The sequence below is a fragment of the Streptomyces sp. NPDC055099 genome (assembly GCF_053607685.1).
Genome location: NZ_JBSGUA010000024.1, coordinates 58,351 through 78,017, shown reverse-complemented (window position 1 = coordinate 78,017; position 19,667 = coordinate 58,351). Strand labels below are relative to the sequence as shown.

General features: G+C 70.7%; 17 protein-coding genes. 2 read left to right on the top strand and 15 right to left on the bottom strand.

Features of this window, described 5'->3' with window-relative positions; translation table 11 throughout:
* Positions 1-14: 14 nt before the first annotated feature.
* Complete coding sequence (fmt, locus tag ACWFRU_RS37820; protein WP_453692632.1) at positions 15-959, bottom strand: methionyl-tRNA formyltransferase; 945 nt, start codon at positions 957-959, stop codon at positions 15-17.
* A gap of 353 nt (positions 960-1,312) precedes the next feature.
* Here fmt and ACWFRU_RS37815 point away from each other — a divergent pair, with 353 nt between their 5' ends.
* Positions 1,313-1,861: a hypothetical protein gene (locus ACWFRU_RS37815; RefSeq protein WP_363211029.1), complete on the top strand. Its 549-nt coding sequence runs from the start codon at positions 1,313-1,315 to the stop codon at positions 1,859-1,861.
* Between the two features lie 323 nt (positions 1,862-2,184).
* Here ACWFRU_RS37815 and ACWFRU_RS37810 read toward each other — a convergent pair whose 3' ends face one another.
* From ACWFRU_RS37810 to pyrR, 14 genes are all read right to left on the bottom strand, one after another.
* Positions 2,185-4,338: a primosomal protein N' gene (locus ACWFRU_RS37810; protein ID WP_453692631.1), complete on the bottom strand. Its 2,154-nt coding sequence runs from the start codon at positions 4,336-4,338 to the stop codon at positions 2,185-2,187.
* A 123-nt stretch (positions 4,339-4,461) separates the two neighbouring features.
* On the bottom strand, positions 4,462-5,670 hold the full coding sequence (gene metK, locus ACWFRU_RS37805) for a methionine adenosyltransferase (protein WP_453449769.1): 1,209 nt from the start codon (positions 5,668-5,670) through the stop codon (positions 4,462-4,464).
* A gap of 305 nt (positions 5,671-5,975) precedes the next feature.
* Entirely contained in the window at positions 5,976-7,205 is a 1,230-nt protein-coding gene (gene coaBC, locus ACWFRU_RS37800; RefSeq protein ID WP_453692662.1) for a bifunctional phosphopantothenoylcysteine decarboxylase/phosphopantothenate--cysteine ligase CoaBC, read from the bottom strand.
* A 124-nt stretch (positions 7,206-7,329) separates the two neighbouring features.
* A complete protein-coding gene (gene rpoZ, locus ACWFRU_RS37795; protein WP_005319902.1) occupies positions 7,330-7,602 on the bottom strand; it encodes a DNA-directed RNA polymerase subunit omega in 273 nt (90 codons plus the stop codon).
* A 74-nt stretch (positions 7,603-7,676) separates the two neighbouring features.
* Entirely contained in the window at positions 7,677-8,270 is a 594-nt protein-coding gene (gene gmk / locus ACWFRU_RS37790; protein ID WP_453399536.1) for a guanylate kinase, read from the bottom strand.
* 38 nt (positions 8,271-8,308) lie between these two features.
* On the bottom strand, positions 8,309-8,632 hold the full coding sequence (locus ACWFRU_RS37785) for an integration host factor (RefSeq protein WP_005319887.1): 324 nt from the start codon (positions 8,630-8,632) through the stop codon (positions 8,309-8,311).
* A 296-nt stretch (positions 8,633-8,928) separates the two neighbouring features.
* Complete coding sequence (pyrF, locus tag ACWFRU_RS37780; RefSeq protein ID WP_453692630.1) at positions 8,929-9,774, bottom strand: orotidine-5'-phosphate decarboxylase; 846 nt, start codon at positions 9,772-9,774, stop codon at positions 8,929-8,931.
* Positions 9,771-10,877: a quinone-dependent dihydroorotate dehydrogenase gene (locus ACWFRU_RS37775; protein WP_453692629.1), complete on the bottom strand. Its 1,107-nt coding sequence runs from the start codon at positions 10,875-10,877 to the stop codon at positions 9,771-9,773. Before ACWFRU_RS37775 ends, pyrF begins: the two co-directional genes overlap by 4 nt.
* Positions 10,878-10,951: 74 nt before the next feature.
* Positions 10,952-14,260: a carbamoyl-phosphate synthase large subunit gene (carB, locus tag ACWFRU_RS37770; protein ID WP_453692628.1), complete on the bottom strand. Its 3,309-nt coding sequence runs from the start codon at positions 14,258-14,260 to the stop codon at positions 10,952-10,954.
* Entirely contained in the window at positions 14,253-15,401 is a 1,149-nt protein-coding gene (gene carA, locus ACWFRU_RS37765; protein ID WP_453692627.1) for a glutamine-hydrolyzing carbamoyl-phosphate synthase small subunit, read from the bottom strand. The genes carB and carA overlap by 8 nt, the downstream gene beginning before the upstream one ends.
* Positions 15,398-15,970, bottom strand: a complete 573-nt coding sequence (locus ACWFRU_RS37760) for a PH-like domain-containing protein (protein WP_453692626.1) — start codon at positions 15,968-15,970, stop codon at positions 15,398-15,400. Before ACWFRU_RS37760 ends, carA begins: the two co-directional genes overlap by 4 nt.
* Complete coding sequence (locus ACWFRU_RS37755; protein WP_453692625.1) at positions 15,967-17,253, bottom strand: dihydroorotase; 1,287 nt, start codon at positions 17,251-17,253, stop codon at positions 15,967-15,969. Before ACWFRU_RS37755 ends, ACWFRU_RS37760 begins: the two co-directional genes overlap by 4 nt.
* A 3-nt stretch (positions 17,254-17,256) precedes the next feature.
* Complete coding sequence (locus ACWFRU_RS37750) at positions 17,257-18,243, bottom strand: aspartate carbamoyltransferase catalytic subunit (RefSeq protein ID WP_453692660.1); 987 nt, start codon at positions 18,241-18,243, stop codon at positions 17,257-17,259.
* Between the two features lie 81 nt (positions 18,244-18,324).
* On the bottom strand, positions 18,325-18,897 hold the full coding sequence (gene pyrR, locus ACWFRU_RS37745) for a bifunctional pyr operon transcriptional regulator/uracil phosphoribosyltransferase PyrR (protein WP_383271943.1): 573 nt from the start codon (positions 18,895-18,897) through the stop codon (positions 18,325-18,327).
* Between the two features lie 198 nt (positions 18,898-19,095).
* Between pyrR and bldD the strand changes: the two genes are divergently transcribed.
* The gene (gene bldD, locus ACWFRU_RS37740; RefSeq protein WP_249591133.1) at positions 19,096-19,596 is read left to right on the top strand and encodes a transcriptional regulator BldD; all 501 of its coding nucleotides are present in this window, start codon (positions 19,096-19,098) and stop codon (positions 19,594-19,596) included.
* Positions 19,597-19,667 lie beyond the last annotated feature (71 nt).

Here is a 19,667-nt window from a genome sequence, read left to right as displayed (position 1 = left end):
GGGGCTGAACCTATTCAGCGTACGTCGGTGTCGCCGAGCCGCTCGCCCGGGGCGATCCGCACCCCGCGCGCCCAGTCGGCGCCGCGCATCGGCTTCTTGCCCTGCGGCTGGACCCAGAGCAGCTCCACGGCGTGCGAGCCGGTGCCGACGTACACGTTGTTCTTGGCGGCGCCGAGTTCACCGGGCGCGAGGTCGGTACGGTCGGCGACGAGCGCGGACTGGATGATCTTCAGCCGCTCCCCGCGGAACACGGACCAGGCACCGGGCGCCGGGGTGCAGCCACGCACGACCCGGTCGACGCGGAGGGCCGGAGCGGCCCAGTCCACCTGGGCGTCCTCGACGGTGATCTTCGGGGCGAGGGTGATGCCGTCGGCGGGCTGCGGTACGGCCTTCAGGGAGCCGTCCTCGATGCCGTCCATGGTGGCGGCGAGCAGCCCCGAGCCCGCGAAGGCGAGGCGGGTGAGCAGGTCACCGCTGGTGTCGGTGGGCCTGACGACCTCGGTGACGGTCCCGTACACCGGCCCGGAGTCGAGCCCCTGCTCGATCAGGAACGTCGAGGCACCGGTGATCTCGTCCCCCGCCATCACGGCGTGCTGCACGGGCGCGGCGCCGCGCCAGGCGGGCAGCAGCGAGAAGTGCAGGTTGACCCAGCCGTGGGCCGGGATGTCCAGGGCGGCCTTGGGCAGCAGCGCGCCATAGGCGACGACCGGGCAGCAGTCGGGCGCGATCTCGCGCAGCCGCGCAAGGAAGTCCTCGTCGCGCGGCTTCGCGGGCTTGAGCACCTCGATGCCGGCCTCCTCCGCACGCTGGGCGACGGGGCTCGCGACGAGTCTGCGGCCGCGGCCCGCGGGGGCGTCGGGCCGGGTGACAACTGCGGCCACCTCGTGCCGGTCGGAGGCGATCAGGGCGTCCAGGGCGGGGACGGCGACCTCGGGGGTGCCTGCGAAGACGAGCTTCATCGGTGGCTGTCGGCCTCTCGGGGCGGGAACGTACGGGGAAGGTGCGGGAAGGTACGGAAAGGTGCAGGAAGCACACCAGTCTATGAGCCGCACCACCGGGCCGCTCTCCGCGGGGCGGTGGCGGTCCGCCCTCCCGTCCCGGCGCCGCTCCCCTCACGCCGCCCGCTTCCGTCACGCACGCCGCATGACGGCCCGCACGGGGGCGTACGCGCGGCCGTGCGCCCTGTGCATATGCGCACACGCCCCCGCACCGTGACCCCACACGAACTAGCGCGTTGGTCAAGAAAGAGTTGACCACAACGGGCCGCGACAGCGGCCCGATCCTTTTCAACGCCGGTTCGAGAGGCTTGTTCATGGCCGACCACGCAACCCACGACGCCCAGGCACGGGCGAGCCTGCACCTTCTGGTTCGGGACATCGAGCGGGTCCGCCGGCAGGTGGACGCACTGCGTACGCTCACCGCCCAGCTCGGCAACGTCTACCGCCCGCGCCGCTCCAGCCCCTCCGCGGGCTTCGTCGTGTACGGGCGTGCCCCCGCCCCGACCGTCCGCCTCGCCCAGGAACTGCGGGACAGCGTCGAGACGCTGGTGACCGCCGCGGTGGACTTCGACCGTTCGCTGGGCTTCTCGTGGGACGCGGTGGGTTCCGCCCTCGGGGTCACCAAGCAGGCGGTGCACCGCCGTTACGGAGCCCGCAGGGCCACGACCCAGGCCGCGGCTGAGGCGGAGCGCGCCACGGAGACGGTCCCCGCAGCCACGGCCGCCCGGCCCCCGGTCCCGGTCGGCGCCCCGCTCCCCTCGGTGCCCGCGGCCCGCGCGATGCCGACCCAGCCCACGGCGGGCAGCCCCGCCCTCCGCGAGGACCCCCGCCCCAACATCTTCCCGGGCCCACGCAACGGCTGACACGGCAAAGCGGCGGCTGTCTCCACCGGTTTCCCCCGGCGAGGACAGCCGCCGCCGTCGTTCCCCACTACGACCAGGCGAGACCGCCCCGCCCTCGTTGTGGGCAGGCGTCACCGCCCCTCCGCCGTTGTGGGCAGGCGTTCCGCAGGGCGATTGGGGTCTCCCCTGGTCGAGCGAAGCCGAGAGCTTGGGGAAGGGTGGGCACAACAGCGAAGCCGCCGTGCACCGAGAAACGAGACGGCAAGAACAACCCGGGCAGCCCCGCGCAGCGGGAGTCCTCTGCCCAGGCAGGGAGCCCCCCGGCGGGAAGCCGGGAGAGAGCCCTAGCCAATGTCCAGCGGGTCCACCCGGATCCGCACCAACTCCCCACCCCCGGCGCCCCGCGCCATCCGCGCGGCCTGAGCCGCCTTCAGCGAAGCGGCAAGCGCGGCCCCGCTCCCCGGCGGCACCCGGATCAGCACCCGCTCCCACCGCTCCCCGGCCGGCGCCGCCCCGGCCCGTCGCGCGGGCCCGGGCCCCGCGTCCGGTACGGGCACAGGCCCCAACACCGCCGCGTCCGAAGGGAGTTCGGCCGCCGCTAGGAAGCCGGAGAGCGCCTCCGGGGTCCCCGCGACCGACGCCATCCGCGACACGGGCGGAAACCCCAGCTCGGCCCGCTCGGAAAGCTCCCGTACCGCGTGCCCCACGGGATCCCACCGCACCAGGGCCTGCACCGGCCGCAGCGTCGGCTCGGCGACGACCACCACGGTCCCGCCGACTCCCTGGGGCCGCACCAGCGCGGACGCCGCGATCCAGCGCCGCAGCGCGTCCTCCCCGGCCCGCAGATCAGGGCGGCCCAGCATGGCCCAGCCGTCGAGCAGCAACGCGGCGGCGTAACCGCCCTCGGCCACCGGCTCGGCCCCCGGCGTACTCACCACCAGCGCGGGTGTCCCCGCCACGGTGTCGAGGACCTGCTCACGCCCCGACGTCCGCACCGGCACCGCGGGAAAGGCCCGCCCCAACTCCTCTGCCGTACGCCGCGCACCGACCACCTGCGCCCGCAGCCGGAAGCCCCCGCACTCCCCGCAGTGCCAGGCGCCTTCCTCCACCCCGCACCAGCCGCACCACAGCCCGCCGCCGTCCCGCGCCTCCAGCGGCCCCGCACAGTGCCTGCACCGCGCGGGCTCCCGGCACCGCTCGCACGCGAGCCGGGGCACATAGCCTCGACGGGGCACCTGGACCAGCACAGGCCCGTGCTTGAGTCCTTCCCGTACGACATTCCAGGCCAGCGACGGAAGCCGCGCGGCCCGGGCCGCCTCGTCGCGGGCGAGGTCGCCGTCCCCCACGGTTCGTACGAGCGGCGCTGCCCCCCGCACCTGCTCCCGGTCAGCGACCAGCGGCGCCGCCCACCCGCTCTCCACGAGCTGCGCGGCCTCCACCGTGCAGCTCCAACTGCCCAGCAGGAAGCCGCACTTGTCCCGCGTGGCCCGCAGTTCGAGCACCTCCCGCACATGCGGGAAGGGGGCGTTGTCGTCGCTGTGACCGGCGTCGCCGTCGTCCCAGATCACGACGAGCCCAAGATTGCGCACCGGGGCGAACATGGCCGCACGCGTGCCCACCACGGCCCGCACGACGCCACGCCGCACGGAGAGCCACTCCCGATACCGCCGCTCCTGCCCGGCGTCAGCGGTGAGCAGAGCGTGCTGCCCCTCCCCCATCAGCCGGGTCAGCGCCGCGTCGACCCTGGCCGCGGGCCGCCCGGCGGGCACTACGACCAGGGCCCCCCGCCCCGAGGCGAGAGTCGCCTGCACGGCACGCGCGATCTCCTCGGCCCACTCCGGCCCGGGAAGAGCGGTCCACACGGCCCGAGGCGCACCCCCGGAGGCCAGCGCCCCCAGTAACTCCGCCCCATGCCCGTACCGCCGCCAGGTCCCCGCATCAGGCGCGGGAGGAGCTGGTGGAGCCTCCCCCATCTCCCGCGCCTCGGCCTTCGCGTGCCGGGGCGGGACCGCCAGCTGCAACACGTCGGCAAGGCTGCCCGCATACCGGTCGGCCACGGCGCGCGCCAACCCGAGCAACTCACCGTCCAGCACAGGCTCGGGCGACACGACCTGTGCCAGCGCGGCCAGCGGCCCGGAGTAGTCGGTCTCGGCGACCCGCTCGACGAGAAACCCGTCGATCAAGCCCCCGCCCTCACGCCGTCCACCGCGCACGTTCCGCGCCCCGGCCCCGAACCGCACCCGGACCCGCACCCCGGGCTGAGCCTGCTCGTCCAGCTCCTCGGGCACCGCGTAGTCGAAGTACCGGTCAAGATGCAGCACGCCCTTGTCGACCAGTACCCGAGCCACCGGCAACGACTTGGCCAACGCGGCCCCCCGCCACGTCCGCGGCTTGGCCCGGGGCACCTCGGCCTTGCGCACCGCTTCCCGAATGAGCGCAAGCTGCTCCGGAGGCTCGGCCCCGCCGCCCCCCTCAGACTTCCGATTCTCGCTGCTCACAGCAGCATTCCTACCAGACCCCACTGACACGGCCCCGAGCCCGATGGGCACCACGGCACGACGAAGCCCGGCACCCCCACCAGGGGCGCCGGGCTTCGTCGGAACTGGTCGGGCCAGGGAGTCCTAGAGCCCCGCGGCCTTCCGCAGCGCGTCCACGCGGTCCGTGCGCTCCCACGTGAAGTCGGGGATCGCGCGGCCGAAGTGGCCGTACGCGGCGGTCTGCGCGTAGATCGGGCGCAGCAGGTCCAGGTCGCGGATGATCGCGGCCGGACGCAGGTCGAAGACCTCGGAGATGGCGGCCTCGATCTTGTCGGTGTCGACCGTGGCCGTGCCGAAGGTCTCCACGAACAGGCCCACCGGCTCGGCCTTGCCGATCGCGTACGCGACCTGGACCTCGCAGCGGGCGGCGAGGCCGGCCGCGACGACGTTCTTGGCGACCCAGCGCATCGCGTAGGCGGCCGAGCGGTCGACCTTGGACGGGTCCTTGCCGGAGAAGGCGCCGCCGCCGTGGCGGGCCATGCCGCCGTACGTGTCGATGATGATCTTGCGGCCGGTGAGGCCGGCGTCGCCCATCGGGCCGCCGATCTCGAAGCGTCCCGTCGGGTTGACCAGGAGGCGGTAGCCGTCGGTGTCCAGCTTGATGCCGTCGTCGAGGAGGGCCTTCAGCTCGGCCTCGACCACGAACTCACGGATGTCGGGGGCCAGGAGCGAGTCCAGGTCGATGTCCGACGCGTGCTGGGAGGAGACCACGACGGTGTCGAGACGGACGGCCTTGTCGCCGTCGTACTCGATGGTGACCTGGGTCTTGCCGTCGGGGCGCAGGTACGGGATGGTCCCGTTCTTGCGGACCTCGGACAGGCGGCGCGAGAGACGGTGCGCGAGGTGGATCGGGAGCGGCATCAGCTCCGGCGTCTCGTCGCAGGCGTAGCCGAACATCAGGCCCTGGTCGCCGGCGCCCTGCTTGTCGAGCTCGTCCTCGTCGCCTTCGACACGCTTCTCGTACGCCGTGTCGACGCCCTGCGCGATGTCGGGGGACTGCGAGCCGATGGACACCGAGACACCACAGGAGGCGCCGTCGAAGCCCTTCTTCGAGGAGTCGTAACCGATCTCGAGGATCTTGTCGCGCACCAGCTGCGCGATCGGCGCGTACGCCTTGGTCGTCACCTCGCCGGCCACGTGCACCAGGCCGGTGGTGATCAACGTCTCCACGGCGACCCGGGATTTCGGGTCCTCACGCAGAAGGGCGTCGAGAATGGTGTCGCTGATCTGGTCAGCGATCTTGTCGGGGTGACCCTCGGTCACAGACTCCGAGGTGAAGAGACGGCGGGACACATCGCTCCCTGTGGTTGCAGCGGCTGCTGGCTGATCATTGGTGGACGGCCGGGAGCTGCGCCCGGCGTCGTCCGAGACCAGTTTATCGGTCGCACTCGGCCGCCGGACCACGTGTCTCGCCACTTGGGAGCGCTGTGACCTGCGGCACTGCATTGTGCGGTAAGACGATCCTTCTCCACCAGAGGGCCTCACGCCCGAATTTCCCGGGTTTGAGGCGCCCAGTGGGGCGATTGTGACATTCGAGGCCCGGATTCCGCCCCTGTTCTGCCGTGGTTTTCGACAGGGGTTTCTTCTGGGGGTCACCCCTATTTTTTCGGGAATTCCTCGACGGGCGGCGCCAGACGTTCCACGACGAGATCCCAGACCGTGTCCGCGAGCGCTTCCTTGGGGCCGTACGGGACCGGCGTCTCGCTGCCGTCCGCGCCGAGCACGACCGCCTCGTTCTCCTCGGAACCGAAGGTCTTGCGCTCGCCCACCTCGTTGACGACGAGCAGGTCGCAGCCCTTGCGCTCCAGCTTGGCGCGGCCGTTGGCGAGCACGTCGTCCGTCTCGGCGGCGAACCCGACGACGATCTGGCCGGGGCGCGGCCGCCGGCCCGCGATCTCGGCGAGGATGTCGGGGTTGCGGACCAGGGCGATCGGGGGCTGCTCCTGACCGTCCCTCTTCTTGATCTTTCCGGTCGCGTACGTCTCGGGCCGGAAATCGGCCACGGCCGCCGCCATCACCACGGCGTCGGCGTCCGCCGATGCCTTCAGCACGGCCTCGCGGAGCTGGATCGCGGTGCCCACGGGCACGAGGTCGACGCCCGCCGGCTCGGGCAGCGCCGGGTTCGCCGACACGAGCGTGACGCGGGCGCCCCGCGCAGCGGCGCTGCGGGCCAGGGCGTAGCCCTGCTTGCCGGAGGAACGGTTACCCAGGAAGCGGACCGGGTCGAGCGGCTCGCGGGTGCCGCCCGCGCTGACGACGACGTGCCGCCCCGTGAGGTCCTGCCCGAGATCGCCGCGCGCCAGGACACGGCGTACGACCTCGAAGAGCTCCACCGGGTCGGGGAAGCGGCCCTTGCCCGTGTCCACGCCGGTGAGGCGGCCGACGGCGGGCTCGATGACGAGGGCGCCGCGGCGGCGCAGCGTGGCGACGTTCTCCTGCGTGGCCGGGTGCTCCCACATCTCCGTGTGCATGGCGGGCGCGAAGATCACCGGACAGCGGGCGGTGAGGAGCGTGTTCGTCAGGAGGTCGTCGGCGAGGCCGTGGGCGGCCTTGGCCATCATGTCGGCCGTGGCGGGGGCGACGATCACGACGTCGGCGGACTGGCCGATCCGTACGTGCGGCACGTCGTGGACGGAGTCCCACACCTCGGTCGAGACCGGGTTGCCGGACAGCGCCGACCAGGTGGCCGCGCCGACGAAGTGCAGCGCCGCGTCGGTCGGCACGACACGTACGTCATGGCCCGACTCGGTCAGCCGCCGCAGCAGCTCACAGGCCTTGTACGCGGCGATTCCGCCGCTGACCCCCAGAACGACCTTGGGCTTGCCCACGGTGACGGTGCCTCCCCGCACTTGTGATCCCCGCATCCGGGGACGTACGACTCCATGACACACCACAGGCCCGGCAGTCGCGCTGCCGGGCCTGTGGTGAAGAACTGCAGGAAAAGAACGGCGCCTACTGGGCCGGGCCCTCGATGGCCTCGGACGTCAGCAGGCCCGCGTTGATCTCGCGGAGCGCGATGGAGAGCGGCTTCTCGTGGACGTGCGTGTCCACCAGCGGGCCGACGTACTCCAGCAGGCCCTCACCGAGCTGCGAGTAGTACGCGTTGATCTGGCGCGCGCGCTTGGCGGCGTAGATCACGAGGCTGTACTTCGAGTCGGTCGCTTCGAGGAGCTCATCAATCGGCGGGTTGATGATGCCCTCGGGCGCAGTGATGGAAGAGGACACTCTCTGCCTTCCGATGGGGATTGACCTTCGAACGGAAATTGAGGGTCAGTCCGGGTTACTGAGGATGAAGAAGATCAAACAACTTTCATCAAGGCTAGCAGCTCACGGGCCACGTCCTCGACGGAGGTATTGACCAGGGTCGTGTCGAACTCGGCCTCCGCGGCGAGTTCGATCTTCGCCGCGCCGAGCCTGCGCTCGATCACCTCGGGCGCCTCGGTCCCCCGGCCGGTGAGCCTGCGGACCAGTTCTTCCCAGCTCGGCGGGGCGAGGAAGACCAGTTGCGCCTCGGACATCGACTCGCGGACCAGACGCGCGCCCTGCAGATCGATCTCCAGGAGGACGGGCTCACCCGCTTCGAGGCGCTGGAGAACAGCACCCCGCGGCGTGCCGTAGCGGTTGCCCGCGAACTCGGCCCACTCAAGGAGCTCGCCGTTGGCGATCAGCTTGTCCATCTCGTCGTCGGAGACGAAGAAATAGTGGACGCCGTCCTTCTCGCCTGGGCGCGGCTTCCTGGTGGTGGCCGAGACCGAGAGCCAGACCTCGGGGTGTTCCTTGCGCATATGAGCGACGACCGTGCTCTTGCCGACCCCTGAGGGGCCGGAGAGCACGGTCAGCCGCGGACGTACGTCCGGGGGCACGGGGGTCGTCCCCCGGGATGTTGCAGCCATGCAGCGATTATCCAGGTTCTCAGGAGTGCCTGAGAACGTCAGGCAGCGCCACCGCCGAACTCACGCTCCAAGGAGGCGATCTGGTTGGAGCCGAGACCGCGCACACGGCGGCTCTCGGAGATGCCAAGACGCTCCATGATCTGCTTCGCGCGGACCTTGCCGACGCCGGGCAGGGACTCCAGGAGAGCGGAGACCTTCATCTTGCCGATGACATCGTTCTCCTGACCCTGCTTGATGACCTCATGAAGAGAGGCGCCGGAGTGCTTGAGTCGATTCTTGACCTCGGCCCGCTCCCGGCGAGCCGCGGCGGCCTTTTCGAGCGCGGCTGCGCGCTGTTCAGGGGTAAGGGGCGGAAGAGCCACGCCTACGTCACCTCGGATGTCGAACTGTCGGATACGGACCGGTGAGGAACCTAGTCGCCCCACACCTGGTGAGCAACGTGCAACGCGCTTGCCCGTTCGCTCTCGTCGGAGACTAGCGGGCATGGCCGCCGGAGTCAGCGAGAACAGACGAAAAGTCCTGGTCAGCCTCTGTCGAGGTGTGCATTTCGGGCATTTCACCCCTGATTTCGCTCCGTGAGTCATCAGCGAAACGTGGGGACGTGGCCGGACACGACCTTCGAAGACGGAAAAACACCCTCAGCGGGCCTCCGAAAACCTCAGACCGAGGCGACGGCCTCACGGATCTCGTCCGCGAAACGGGTCGCGGCGACGCGCAGACCCGCCACGTCGGGACCGTGACGCAGGACACCCCGGCTCACGCTCGGCACGACGTTGCGCACGGCGTCCCCGAAGACCCCCGGCAGATCCGCCGGAGTGGCGCCCTGCGCCCCGATGCCGGGGGCGAGCAGCGGGCCGTTGATCGCGAGGTCGTACGAGGACAGGTCCCCGAGCGTGGCCCCGACGACGGCGCCGAAGGACCCCAGGGGCTCCGCCCCGGCGTTCTCCGCCGCCAGGTGCCCGAGCATCGTCGCGCCGATCGTGCGGCCGTCCTCGCGCACCGCGTGCTGCACCTCGGCGCCCTCGGGGTTGGAGGTGAGGGCGAGCACGAAGAGCCCGGTGCCGTTCTCGCGCGCGAGGTCGACGGCCGGCTTCAGCGAGCCGTATCCGAGGTAGGGCGAGACCGTGAGGGCGTCGCTGAAGAGCGGCGAGTCCTTGTGCAGGAAGGTCTCGGCGTACGCGGCCATCGTCGAGCCGATGTCGCCGCGCTTGGCGTCCATGACCACCAGGGCGCCTGCCGCGCGCAGCTCCTGGACCGCCTTCTCCAGTACGGCGATGCCGCGCGATCCGAAGCGCTCGAAGAACGCGCTCTGCGGCTTGAAGACCGCCACCGTGCCGGCCAGCGCCTCCACGACGGTCCCGGTGAACCGCTCCAGGCCCGCCACGTCGTCGTTCAGGCCCCAGGCGGACAGCAGGGAGGCGTGCGGGTCGATGCCGACGCAGAGCGGTCCGCGCTCGTCCATGGCGTGGCGAAGGCGGCTGCCGAAGGATTCGAGGGCACTCATGCGGGCTTCCTTACGTCGGCGCCGACAGCCTCGGCGAGGGTGGCGTAGGAGCTCGCGCGAAGACGTGCGGCGAGCCCCTTGTGGATGGCGCGGCCCCAGAAGGGCCCTTCGTAGATGAACGCGCTGTAGCCCTGCACCAGGGTGGCGCCCGCGAGGATGCGCTGCCAGGCGTCCTCGGCGTTCTCGATGCCGCCGACGCCCACGAGCGTGATGCGGTCGCCCACGCGCGCGTAGAGGCGGCGCAGGACCTCCAGGGAGCGCTCCTTGAGGGGCGCGCCCGACAGACCGCCGGTCTCGCCGTAGAGCGAAGGTTCGGATCGCAAACCGAGGCCCTCGCGCGCGATGGTCGTGTTCGTGGCGATGATGCCGTCCAGGCCGAGTTCCACGGCCAGGTCGGCGACTGCGTCGACGTCCTCGTCCGCCAGGTCGGGGGCGATCTTCACGAGGAGCGGGACGCGGCGCCCGGTCACGCTGCGGTCGGCCGCCTCGCGTACGGCGGTGAGCAGCGGCCTCAGCGACTCCGTGGCCTGGAGGTTGCGCAGGCCGGGGGTGTTCGGGGACGACACGTTGACCACGAGGTAGTCGGCGTGGGCGGCGAGGCGCTCGGTCGACTTCACGTAGTCGGCAGCGGCCTCCTCCTCGGGGACGACCTTGGTCTTGCCGATGTTGACGCCCACGACCGTCCTGAAGACGGCCTTGCGGGCGGCCAGGCGCTCGGCCACGGCCGCCGATCCCTCGTTGTTGAAGCCCATGCGGTTGATCAGCGCACGGTCCTGCACGAGACGGAACAGCCGCTTCTTGGGGTTGCCGGGCTGCGGCTCGCCCGTGACGGTGCCGATCTCGATGTGGTCGAAGCCCAGCATCGACATGCCGTCGATCGCGACGGCGTTCTTGTCGAAGCCCGCGGCGAGACCGAAGGGTCCGTGCATCCGCAGGCCCAGGGCCTCGGTGCGCAGCTCCTTGTGGCGCGGCGCGAGCACGGCGGCGATGAACGTGCGCAGCACGGGGATACGGGCCGCGAGCCGGATCCAGCGGAAGGCCAGGTAGTGGGCCTGCTCCGGGTCCATGCGCTTGAAGACGAGGTCGAAGAAGAATTTGTACATGTGGGTGTCCTCAGGGGTCCTCAGGTGTGCTCACCAGAAGGGGGACACCGGATCGGTGTCCCCCTGGTGGGCTGCTAGTCGCGGGCCGCGGTCAGATGCTCCGCGTGTTCCTGGAGTGAACGGACGCCCACGTCCCCGCCGTTGAGCGCGTCGATGCCCTGGACGGCGGCGGCGAGCGCCTGGACCGTCGTCAGGCACGGCACGGAGCGGGAGACGGCCGCCGTACGGATGTCGTAGCCGTCGAGGCGGCCACCGGTGCCGTACGGGGTGTTGACGATGAGGTCGACCGCGCCGTCGTGGATGAGCTGGACGATCGTCTTCTCGCCGTTCGGGCCCTCGCCCTCGCTCTGCTTGCGCACGACCGTGGCGTTGATGCCGTTGCGCTTGAGCACCTCGGCGGTGCCGGACGTGGCGAGCAGCTCGAAGCCGTGCGCGACCAGTTCACGCGCCGGGAAGATCATCGAGCGCTTGTCGCGGTTGGCCACCGAGATGAAGGCGCGGCCCTTGGTCGGCAGCGGACCGTACGCGCCGGCCTGCGACTTGGCGTACGCCGTGCCGAACACCGTGTCGATGCCCATGACCTCACCGGTGGAGCGCATCTCCGGACCGAGGACCGTGTCGACGCCGCGCCCGTGGATGTCGCGGAAGCGGCTCCACGGCATGACGGCTTCCTTCACCGAGATCGGCGCGTCCATCGGCAGCGTGCCGCCGTCACCGGTCGCCGGGAGCATGCCCTCGGCGCGCAGCTCGGCGACGGTGGCGCCGAGCGAGATGCGCGCGGCGGCCTTGGCCAGCGGCACCGCGGTCGCCTTCGAGGTGAAGGGGACGGTGCGCGAGGCGCGCGGGTTGGCCTCCAGGACGTAGAGGATGTCCCCGGCCATCGCGAACTGGATGTTGATCAGGCCGCGGACGCCGACGCCCTTGGCGATGCCCTCCGTGGAGGCCCTCAGGCGCTTGATGTCGTGGCCGCCGAGGGTGATCGGGGGCAGCGCGCACGCCGAGTCGCCGGAGTGGATGCCGGCCTCCTCGATGTGCTCCATGACGCCGCCGAGGTAGAGCTCCTCGCCGTCGTAGAGCGCGTCCACGTCGATCTCGATCGCGTCGTCGAGGAAGCGGTCGACGAGCACCGGCCGCGAGGGGCTGATCTCGGTCGACTCCTCGATGTACGCGGAGAGGCGGGTCTCGTCGTAGACGATCTCCATGCCGCGGCCGCCGAGCACGTACGACGGGCGTACGAGGACGGGGTAGCCGATCTCGTCGGCGATGGCCTTGGCCTCGGCGAACGTGGTGGCGGTGCCGTGCTTGGGCGCGGGGAGACCGGCCTCCGCGAGGACGCGGCCGAAGGCGCCGCGGTCCTCGGCGGCGTGGATGGCCTCGGGCGAGGTGCCCACGACCGGCACGCCGTTGTCCTTGAGCGCCTGCGCCAGGCCCAGCGGGGTCTGGCCGCCGAGCTGGACGATGACGCCCGCGATCGGACCCGCCTGCGCCTCGGCGTTGACGATCTCAAGCACGTCCTCGAGCGTGAGCGGCTCGAAGTAGAGGCGGTCGGAGGTGTCGTAGTCCGTGGAGACGGTCTCGGGGTTGCAGTTGACCATCACGGTCTCGTAGCCCGCGTCGCTCAGCGCGAAGGAGGCGTGGACGCAGGAGTAGTCGAACTCGATGCCCTGGCCGATGCGGTTGGGGCCCGAGCCCAGGATGATGACCGCGGGCTTCTCGCGCTCGGCGACCTCGCTCTCCTCGTCGTACGAGGAGTAGAAGTACGGCGTCTTCGCGGCGAACTCGGCGGCGCAGGTGTCGACCGTCTTGTAGACCGGGCGGACACCGAGCGCGTGGCGCACCTCGCGGACGACGTCCTCGCGCAGGCCGCGGATCTCCGCGATCTGGTGGTCGGAGAAGCCGTGGCGCTTGGCCTCGGCGAGCAGGCCGGCGTCCAGGCGCTCGGCGGCGGCGAGCTCGTCCGCGATCTCCTTGATCAGGAAGAGCTGGTCGACGAACCACGGGTCGATCTTCGTGGACTCGAAGACCTCCTCGGGCGTCGCGCCCGCGCGGATGGCCTGCATGACGGAGTTGATGCGGCCGTCGGTCGGCCGGACCGCCTCTTCGAGGAGCTCGGCCTTGTCGCCGGGCTCGCCCACGAAGGTGAACTGCGAGCCCTTCTTCTCCAGGGACCGCAGCGCCTTCTGGAGCGCCTCGGTGAAGTTGCGGCCGATGGCCATGGCCTCGCCGACCGACTTCATGGTGGTCGTCAGGGTCGAGTCCGCCGAAGGGAACTTCTCGAAGGCGAAACGCGGGGCCTTGACCACCACGTAGTCGAGGGTCGGCTCGAAGGACGCCGGGGTCTTCTCGGTGATGTCGTTCGGGATCTCGTCCAGCGTGTAGCCGACGGCCAGCTTCGCCGCGATCTTCGCGATCGGGAATCCGGTGGCCTTCGACGCGAGCGCCGAGGACCGCGAGACACGCGGGTTCATCTCGATGACGATGACCCGGCCGTCCGTCGGGTCGATGGCGAACTGGATGTTGCAGCCGCCGGTGTCGACGCCGACCTCGCGGATGATCGCGATGCCGACGTCACGCAGGGTCTGGTACTCGCGGTCGGTCAGCGTCATCGCCGGGGCGACCGTGATCGAGTCGCCGGTGTGTACGCCCATCGGGTCGAAGTTCTCGATGGAGCAGACGACCACGACGTTGTCGTTCTTGTCGCGCATCAGCTCCAGCTCGTACTCCTTCCAGCCGAGGATGGACTCCTCCAGGAGCACCTCGGTGGTCGGCGAGAGCGTGAGGCCCTGTCCGGCGATGCGGCGCAGCTCCTCCTCGTCGTGCGCGAAGCCGGAACCGGCGCCGCCCATGGTGAAGGAGGGGCGGACGACCACGGGGTAGCCGCCGAGCTCGTCGACGCCCTTGAGGACGTCGTCCATGGAGTGGCAGATGTACGAGCGGGCGGACTCGCCGTGCCCGATCTTCTTGTTGACCTCTTCGACGACGCCCTTGAAGAGGTCGCGGTCCTCGCCCTTGTTGATGGCCTCGACGTTGGCGCCGATGAGCTCGACGCCGTACTTCTCCAGGACGCCCTGCTCGTGCATGGAGATCGCGGTGTTGAGCGCGGTCTGGCCGCCGAGGGTGGGCAGGAGCGCGTCGGGGCGCTCCTTGGCGATGATCTTCTCGACGAACTCGGGGGTGATCGGCTCGACGTAGGTCGCGTCGGCGATCTCCGGGTCGGTCATGATCGTCGCCGGGTTCGAGTTCACCAGGATGACGCGCAGGCCCTCGGCCTTGAGTACGCGGCAGGCCTGGGTGCCGGAGTAGTCGAACTCCGCTGCCTGGCCGATGACGATCGGGCCGGAGCCGATGACCAGGACGGACTGGATATCGGTGCGCTTAGGCACGCTGGCCCTCCATCAGGGTTACGAAGCGGTCGAAGAGGTACGCGGCGTCGTGCGGGCCGGCAGCCGCTTCGGGGTGGTACTGGACGCTGAACGCGGGCTGGTCGAGGAGCTGGAGCCCCTCCACCACCTGGTCGTTCAGGCACACGTGGGAGACCTCGGCACGGCCGTAGGGCGTGTCGGAGACCTTGTCGAGCGGCGCGTCGACGGCGAAGCCGTGGTTGTGCGCGGTGACCTCGACCTTGCCGGTCGTGCGGTCCTGCACGGGCTGGTTGATGCCTCGGTGGCCGTACTTCAGCTTGTACGTGCCGAAGCCGAGCGCGCGGCCGAGGATCTGGTTGCCGAAGCAGATGCCGAAGAGCGGCGTCTTGCGCTCCAGGACGCCCTTGACCACGGTCAGGTCGACGGTGGAGGGGTCACCGGGGCCGTTCGACAGGAAGAAGCCGTCCGGATTGACCGCGTACACGTCCTCCAGCGTCGCGGTGGCGGGGAGCACGTGCACCTCGATGCCGCGCTCGGCCATGCGGTGCGGGGTCATGCCCTTGATGCCGAGGTCCAGGGCGGCGACGGTGAACTTCTTCTCGCCGATGGCCGGGACGACGTACGCCTCGGTGGTGGCGACCTCGCTGGAGAGGTCGGCGCCCACCATCTGGGGGGCCTCCTTGACGCGGGCGAGCAGGGCCGCGTCGTCCGCGACCGCCTCGCCGGAGAAGATGCCGACGCGCATGGCGCCGCTCTCGCGCAGGTGGCGGGTGAGGGCACGGGTGTCGATGCCGGAGATGCCGACGACGCCCTGGGCGGTGAGCTGCTCGTCCAGGGTGCGCTTGGAGCGCCAGTTGGAGGGCACGCGCGCGGGGTCGCGCACGACGTAGCCGGAGACCCAGATGCGGGCGGACTCGTCGTCCTCGTCGTTCACGCCCGTGTTGCCGACGTGCGGGGCCGTCATGACGACGACCTGGCGGTGGTACGAGGGGTCGGTGAGGGTCTCCTGGTACCCGGTCATGCCGGTGGAGAACACCGCTTCGCCGAAGGTCTCCCCCACGGCCCCGTAGGCGCGGCCGCGGAAGATGCGGCCGTCCTCCAGGACGAGTACGGCGGGAGACGCCTTTTGCCTAACGGCGGATCCCCTTGTGGAGGTCGTCATCGTGCGGTGCCTTCCGTAGTGCTGGTCTTGTTGATCATGTTGTTGATGGCCTCGACCCATTCCGCCTGCTCGGCCGCGTGGTCCGAGCGGAAGCCCGAGTCGATCAGCTTCTCGCCGTGCTCCCAGGTGACGATCAGCAGACCGCCCTCCGCGAGGACCTTTCCGGCGATGCCCTTGTCGAGGCGGGCCTCGCGCAGCTGCGCGGCCGGGACGAAGAAGTCGGCCGCGCCGGGGCGTACGACGTCCAGGCCCGCGTCCGTGAGCGTGAGCTCGACGCGGCTGCGGGTGCCCAGACCATGCGCCACGATGCGGTCGAGCCACTGCCCTGCCGTGGTCGAGCCGTGGTAGCGGCCGCTCAGCTCAAGTCTGGCCGGACCCGGCTCGGACGGCGCGGCGGGAAGCTCCGGCAGGTCGCCCTGGAGCGTGCCGCGCCACTTCCACCCCTCGCGCATCAGCCAGTAGACGAGCGCGATGAAGAGCAGCAGTCCGACGACCCAGCCCGCGCGGGCGGCCCAGTCGGTCACCTCCGCCGATTCCTTCTCGGCGGCCAGTTCCAGAAGAGATGTCACGCGAGCTTCCCGTCGACGACCGTGGCGCGGCCCCGCAGCCACGTGTGCGTCACGCGACCGGGCAGCTCACGGCCCTCGTAAGGGGTGTTGCCGCTGCGCGAGCTGAAGCCCGCCGGGTCCACGACACCACGGTAAGCCGGATCGAGAAGCGTGAGGTTCGCGGGCTCACCTGCCGAGACGGGGCGTCCGTGGCCCTTGGCCCGTCCGATCTCGGCGGGCTTGACGGACATCCGGTCGGCGACCCCGGCCCAGGTGAGCAGGCCCGTCTCGACCATCGTCTGCTGGACCACGGAGAGCGCGGTCTCCAGGCCCACCATGCCCATGGCGGCCGCGGCCCACTCGCAGTCCTTGTCCTCGTGCGGGTGCGGGGCGTGGTCGGTGGCGACGATGTCGATCGTGCCGTCGGCCAGGGCCTCGCGCAGCGCCATGACGTCGCGCTCGGTGCGCAGCGGCGGGTTGACCTTGTAGACCGGGTTGTACGAGCGGACCATCTCGTCGGTCAGGAGCAGGTGGTGCGGGGTGACCTCGGCGGTCACGTCGATGCCGCGCGACTTCGCCCAGCGGACGATCTCGACCGAGCCGGCGGTCGACAGGTGGCAGATGTGCACCCGCGAGCCCACGTGCTCGGCGAGCAGCACGTCACGCGCGATGATCGACTCCTCGGCGACGGCGGGCCAGCCGCCGAGGCCAAGCTCGGCGGAGACGACGCCCTCGTTCATCTGGGCGCCCTCGGTGAGCCGCGGCTCCTGCGCGTGCTGCGCGACGACGCCGCCGAAGGCCTTCACGTACTCCAGGGCGCGGCGCATGATCACGGCGTCGTCGACGCACTTGCCGTCGTCGGAGAAGACGGTGACGCCGGCCGCGGACTCGTGCATGGCGCCGAGCTCGGCGAGCTTCTTGCCCTCGAGGCCGACGGTGACGGCCCCGATCGGCTGGACGTCGGCGTACCCGCCCTCCTGGCCGAGGCGGTAGACCTGCTCGACGACGCCGGCGGTGTCGGCGACGGGGAAGGTGTTGGCCATGGCGAACACGGCGGTGTAGCCACCGGAGGCGGCGGCCTGCGTGCCGGTCAGGACGGTCTCGGAGTCCTCGCGGCCGGGCTCGCGCAGGTGAGTGTGCAGGTCGACGAGGCCGGGCAGCAGGATCTGGCCCTCGGCCTCGACGACGGTCGCGCCGGTCGCGTCGAGGCCGGTGCCGACCTCGACGATCGTCCCGCCGTCGATCAGGACGTCCTGGGGCTCGCCGCCGAGCACCTTCGCACCACGGATCAGGGTCTTGCTCATGTCTTACTTCTCCTCTGAGGCGGTGGGGCGCGTGTGGGTGACAGCGGGTTCGTTCCCGCCCAGGAGCAGATACAGGACGGCCATCCGGGTGTGCACACCGTTGGCGACCTGCTCGATGACCGTGCAGCGGTCGGAGTCGGCGACCTCGGCCGTGATCTCCATGCCGCGGACCATCGGGCCGGGGTGCATCACGATGGCGTGCTCGGGCATCTTCGCCATGCGCTGGCCGTCCAGGCCGTAGCAACGCGAGTACTCGCGCTCGGTCGGGAAGAACGCGGCGTTCATGCGCTCGCGCTGCACGCGCAGCATCATCACGGCGTCGGACTTCGGCAGCACCCGGTCCAGGTCGTACGACACGTCGCAGGGCCAGTTGTCCACGCCGACCGGGACGAGCGTGGGCGGGGCGACCAGGGTCACCTCGGCGCCCAGGGTGTGCAGCAGGTCGACGTTCGAGCGCGCGACCCGGCTGTGCAGGACGTCGCCGACGAGCGTGATGCGCTTGCCGGTCAGGTCCTTGCCCAGGCCCGCGTCGCGGCCGACGAGGCGGCGCCGCATGGTGAAGGCGTCGAGCAGCGCCTGGGTGGGGTGCTGGTGGGTGCCGTCGCCCGCGTTGATCACCGGGGCGTCGATCCAGCCGGAGGTGGCGAGGCGGTAGGGGGCGCCGGACGCGCCGTGCCGGATGACGACGGCGTCGACGCCCATCGCCTCCAGGGTCTGCGCGGTGTCCTTGAGCGACTCGCCCTTGGAGACGCTGGAGCCCTTGGCGGCGAAGTTGATGACGTCGGCGGAGAGGCGCTTCTCGGCGGCCTCGAAGGAGATCCGGGTCCGGGTCGAGTCCTCGAAGAACAGGTTGCAGATCGTGCGGCCGCGCAGGGCGGGAAGCTTCTTGATCGGCCGGTCGGCGACCCGGGCCATCTCCTCGGCGGTGTCGAGGATGAGAACGGCGTCGTCGCGGGTGAGGTCGGCGGCCGAGATGAGGTGTCGCATCATCTGGGTGTACTCCGTCATGTGGAGGTGTGCGGGCATGCGGGCGCGCAGGGGTGTGCCCCGGGTCCCGCAGGAAAGCCGGTCCTACGCGGAAGCGGGCTTGGCACCGAGCAGCACGGCGTCGCGGCCGTCCTCCTCGGCGAGCTGGACCTTGACCGTCTCCCGCAACGACGTGGGGAGGTTCTTGCCGACGTAATCGGCACGGATCGGCAGTTCGCGGTGGCCGCGGTCGACGAGGACGGCGAGCTGCACCGCGCGCGGGCGCCCGATGTCGTTCAGACCGTCGAGGGCGGCGCGGATGGTGCGACCGGAGAAGAGCACGTCGTCGACGAGGACGACGAGGCGGCCGTCGATGCCGTCACCCGGGATCTCGGTGCGGGCCAGGGCGCGCGGCGGATGCATGCGCAGATCGTCGCGGTACATCGTGATGTCGAGTGAGCCAACCGGGATCGTGCGTCCGGTGATTTCTTCGAGCTTCTCGGCGAGGCGCCGGGCGAGGAAGACGCCGCGGGTGGGAATGCCGAGCAGCACCACGTCTTCCGCGCCTTTGGCGCGCTCGACGATCTCGTGCGCGATACGGGTCAACACCCGTGCGATGTCCGGGCCTTCGAGCACGGGCCGGGCGACATCGGGTTCGTTCGTGTCGTGCGAGTCCATATGAAACGGACCTCCTTCTCCGCCTCACGGGACGGACCTTAAAGGACGTCGAAATTGCGCCATCCACGGTACCAGCACCGGAAACGTCCCCGGTCACGACCCCCCTCGGAAGTGCCGGTACGGACCATTCGGCTTGACGCACCCAAGTAACGCTGCGTAACCTCACAGTGAGTTACCGTTCTTCGTCCGGGGAGCTATATGTCCAGCGAATACGCCAAACAGCTCGGGGCCAAGCTCCGCGCCATCCGTACCCAGCAGGGCCTTTCCCTCCACGGCGTCGAGGAAAAGTCCCAGGGACGCTGGAAGGCGGTCGTGGTCGGTTCGTACGAACGCGGCGATCGCGCCGTGACCGTACAGCGCCTTGCCGAGCTGGCGGACTTCTACGGCGTCCCGGTCCAGGAGCTGCTGCCCGGCACCGCTCCCGGCGGCGCGGCCGAGCCGCCGCCGAAGCTCGTGCTCGACCTCGAGCGCCTCGCGCACGTGCCGCAGGAGAAGGCGGGCCCCCTTCAGCGGTATGCCGCCACGATCCAGTCGCAGCGCGGTGACTACAACGGCAAGGTGCTCTCGATCCGCCAGGACGACCTGCGCACCCTCGCCGTGATCTATGACCAGTCGCCCTCGGTTCTCACCGAGCAGCTGATCAGCTGGGGCGTCCTGGACGCGGACGCGCGCCGCGCCGTCGCTCACGACGACGTCTGATCCCTCAAGGGACACTTGAGCAGAAACGTACCGCCGGGGGGGGGGGGGCCCCACGGGGGGCGGGCCCCCCC